This window comes from Paraburkholderia mimosarum LMG 23256 = NBRC 106338 (assembly GCF_000739815.1).
GTDB classification, from domain to species: Bacteria; Pseudomonadota; Gammaproteobacteria; order Burkholderiales; family Burkholderiaceae; genus Paraburkholderia; species Paraburkholderia mimosarum.
The window spans coordinates 1-3,349 of sequence record NZ_BBJJ01000195.1; the positions used below are offsets into that span (position 1 = coordinate 1).

Annotated in this window: 4 protein-coding genes and 1 pseudogene; 2 read left to right on the forward strand and 3 right to left on the reverse strand. The window is 58.5% G+C overall.

From position 1 onward, the window contains the following. A pseudogene (locus tag BMI01S_RS36435) lies at positions 1-248 on the reverse strand (IS5/IS1182 family transposase); the annotation flags it as partial. Between the two features lie 740 nt (positions 249-988). Then, positions 989-1,246 carry a hypothetical protein gene (locus BMI01S_RS36440; protein WP_028233034.1) on the reverse strand — a complete coding sequence of 86 codons (258 nt, stop codon included), beginning with the start codon at positions 1,244-1,246 and terminating at the stop codon, positions 989-991. Positions 1,247-1,415: 169 nt separating this feature from the next. Between BMI01S_RS36440 and BMI01S_RS40270 the strand changes: the two genes are divergently transcribed. Then, positions 1,416-1,787, forward strand: coding sequence for an HNH endonuclease (locus BMI01S_RS40270; protein ID WP_081723662.1), 372 nt, complete (start codon positions 1,416-1,418; stop codon positions 1,785-1,787). Here BMI01S_RS40270 and BMI01S_RS41650 read toward each other — a convergent pair. Further along, the gene (locus BMI01S_RS41650; protein WP_028233033.1) at positions 1,737-2,327 is read right to left on the reverse strand and encodes a hypothetical protein; all 591 of its coding nucleotides are present in this window, start codon (positions 2,325-2,327) and stop codon (positions 1,737-1,739) included. The genes BMI01S_RS40270 and BMI01S_RS41650 overlap by 51 nt on opposite strands. Positions 2,328-2,858: 531 nt before the next feature. On the opposite strand from BMI01S_RS41650, the gene BMI01S_RS36450 reads away from it, so the two are divergent. Continuing rightward, positions 2,859-3,128, forward strand: a complete 270-nt coding sequence (locus BMI01S_RS36450; RefSeq protein WP_042293007.1) for a DUF1488 family protein — start codon at positions 2,859-2,861, stop codon at positions 3,126-3,128. Positions 3,129-3,349: the final 221 nt, after the last annotated feature.

Sequence of the window (3,349 nt, forward strand, 5' to 3'; positions counted from 1 at the left end):
TAGATCAAGTCGTCCCGGTCGAATCGCCCATCGGCCTTCGCGCTTGAGGTTTGCGTTGTGGGGACCAGTGCCGCAATACCCATATCGTCGCAAGCCTTGATTTCCGGTGCACTGAAGTATCCACGGTCTGCCAGTGCCTTGAGTTTCTTCTTGCCCATGGCATCGCGTGCGGCCTTGGCCATTGGGCTCAACTGCGTCCGGTCGCTGCCGACGTTCGTGACCTCGTGGGTCCCGATGAGATGGTGCCGGGTACAGAACGTAGGTAACCAGGGCGTTTTTTGCACACCCTCGGCCAGAAACTGAACATTTCAAACCTAGAACCCGGTCCGTCCCAAAGGCAGCTCAGGGCAATGTCTTGTCCTCGAATGACGGCTACGAATGACCGTTGCGCTCAGAGACCAGCCTTGGCGCTTCTATGGCCCGACCGACACCAGTTCGGCGCAAAACAACGTCTAAATTGGATTCCGCGCACGGCACGAGCCATCGTGCGCCCCTGCCCTTGGCACGCTGGGGATTGCATACCCCATGCCCAAGGGGGTCATGTTTAATGCGCGGCCGCTTACTGCACAAACGCCATGACGCCTGCGAGAACGCACCCCCGCCTCCCTTGCGCCCTACATCCTCCCATTGCTTACGACCGCATTTGACATTAACCCCCGACCGTCAAAAGCATGCCGTGGCAGGCCGAGACATAAAAGAGGCCTTGCGTCGTCCATCAACCAAAAGTAATCCAAGGACGCTGACCATGGGCGCACCAGGCGCCCCCGCAGCCGGAGGCAAACGACCGTGCGCGCCACCCGGCCTGCGCGCTGAGCCAAGCCCCCCGGGGAACCGGCGCTTTCGGGTTGCTAGTGGCGGAAACTGTTAGTTGCGCAGTGGACGGAAGCGAGCTGCCTTCGATTGCCGGCGCAACCACTACCGTCACGATGTGCTTTGGAACCCGCAAGGAGCATGCGATGGCAAATGGCGTTGAAAAGCCGGTCGACCTTCAGTCCTCGCTCGATACGCCCGTTTGGTCGACTGGGCTTATCGCAGCCACAAAACATTGATGCAATGCATCGGCGGAGCGGTTTCCCAGTGCAGTAGTCCGGTCGAACCATTCGGTCTCGATGGGCCATTGGCCATCGAGGACCCGCGGATAGATCTGCTTCACATACAGGTGCAGCGCTTTGGCGCCGATATTTCCGCTGATACCTGAAAGAAGGTGCAGCACCGCGCCCGCCGCCCGTATGTCACCGGCCTCCACACTGCTTGCAAGCTGAACTGTACGCCCACCAAAACCCTTACCAGTTCAACATGATTTCAACCAACGCCGCATGTATCCGACAGTCTATGGTCCGTCGCAGGTAGTAACCGTTACTACTTCGAGCTTACCAGTTGTCCGGCACAGGCTTTTTTAGGCGAAAGGACGACCGATGCAACAGATTCTGATGCTCGACAACGGCGGTCGCCCGTGCGAATGGGTTCCCCCAGAAAAAGCTTTTTCGTTGAAGCGCCGAGGCGCGATTGCCTGGGGCGTGGGCGAAGACCTCGAATTTCACGCTGGTGTCTCAAATCATACCGGCGAGCCTTCGATTCTTCGAGTGCCCGCCATCATCTCCGTACGTAACCAGACGTTCGCAGGCCGTGTGCCGTTTTGCAACGCGACGCTGTTTGCCCGGGACCAGCACATTTGCTGCTACTGCGGGCTGCGCTTCACTCGGAGCATGCTGACCAAGGAGCACATCCATCCCCAGTCAAAGGGCGGAGCCACGAGTTGGCTCAATTGCGCGGCTGCTTGCCAGTAGCGACCGGATTTGCGCAATGCCCTTGGGGAAGGTTTGATCCAGCATGTCGAGCGACGCCAGTTCGTCGATATGTGCCTCATCAAGCAGGTCATCCTCCGCAATCGCTGCCCGATCTGCAAACCCGATTTCCAACCCATTTGGCAGCCCACGTGACTGTTCCCCTTTACTTTGGACGAGGTAGGCACACCCTCCCAGCACCGCTACCTGTCGCCGATGCACAGGATTGATCGACATCAATCGATTTCTACTGCAAGGCGCGATACTTATTTCATTGGGCTCGCGCTGGTTCTGTTTCGGCATTGGCAAAGGGGGCACGTAATCTCGCTGCAAAAGGAGGTTCTGGCCCGCGACGTGCGCCTGAGCCATCGCATCGAGCCTCATTTCGTAGCGCGAGGCGATTGTGACGGCAGTGGTCGCGAGGGTGATGCCAATCCCGGCGTAGATAAACAGCGCCGGCCTGGCAAAAGCTCGCTTGACAATCGAATCATGGTCTTCCGCAATGCTCGGGGAAGCCGGGTGTAAGCAATCCGGCCTAGACACTTTAGGGACTCGGTCTCCGCAGACCCGCTGGATTGTATGGGATCCGCTAGGCACCCTGCGCTGCGTGAATTTCTCTCAAGGAAATAATTTCTCGACTAGACAGCGCGAGGGACAATCAATGCCACGATTGCGCAGGCCGATACTAAGCCAGAATTCCTTTAGTTTCTTTATCGCAAGGTGCGGTATCCGGCCCGGTTGATCATTGACTTACCTGACCCAGTCCTCTGCTTGAAAATAGCGGTTATTCCTGCCGGCATGAACGACGTTACGGGCCCATCAGCGGCACGCGCCCGTCCCGATCAGGTCGGTCTGTCTGCGCAATTGCGAGGTGAATCAGACGCGTCAGCTCGGGGCGGCTTTTGCGTCTCAAAGACACCGGCAGTCAGACATCACCCGCATCGGGAACGCCCCGCATGCCGGCATCCGCACAATATAGCCGCCTGCCGTGCAACACGCTCGCTCTTCGAGCATCTGAAATGCATGGCATGTGCAACAATTGTGACCCGATCCAGAGCGTTGTTCTTGCCGCCTATGGAAACCGCCGAATTTGAACCGCAGGTGCTTGCGAACCGCCATGGCGTGGCGTTTTGTCTCATGCACCGAAACAGCACGGTCGGATGCGTCATCACGATGGCGGCACTGGAAGCCTATTTCTGGCTTGAACCACGCGCCAGCGACGCCATCATCCTGAAAACCTTCCGCGACGGCTACAACCGCATCCGCGCGATAGCCGAACGGAAACTGCTCGCACGTCCAGCGACACGCCTCGAGCTAACACCGTCAGATTTTGCGCGCCGCTGAGCCACTTGCCCGTTCGCAAGCTGGCGACGACACCTGAGTGAGCACGATGCCGGTCAATTCCCGACTGCTGCGTCATCCAACGGCGTGGGCGAGGCGCCCGAGAGAGCGTCGTTGCCTGGCTGGAACATCCAATCGTGCCGCTTTGATCGCTGGCTCGTACTACCTATTTCTCAAGATAAGCGGTTGTTGCCAGCAAGATCGAGCGCCAGCCGGACCTAGCA

Bases quoted from the DNA above. Each gene is read 5' to 3' on its own strand.
- BMI01S_RS40270 (WP_081723662.1), top strand. From the start codon at position 1,416: ATGCAACAGATTCTGATGCTCGACAACGGCGGTCGCCCGTGCGAATGG.
- BMI01S_RS36450 (WP_042293007.1), top strand. From the start codon at position 2,859: ATGGAAACCGCCGAATTTGAACCGCAGGTGCTTGCGAACCGCCATGGC.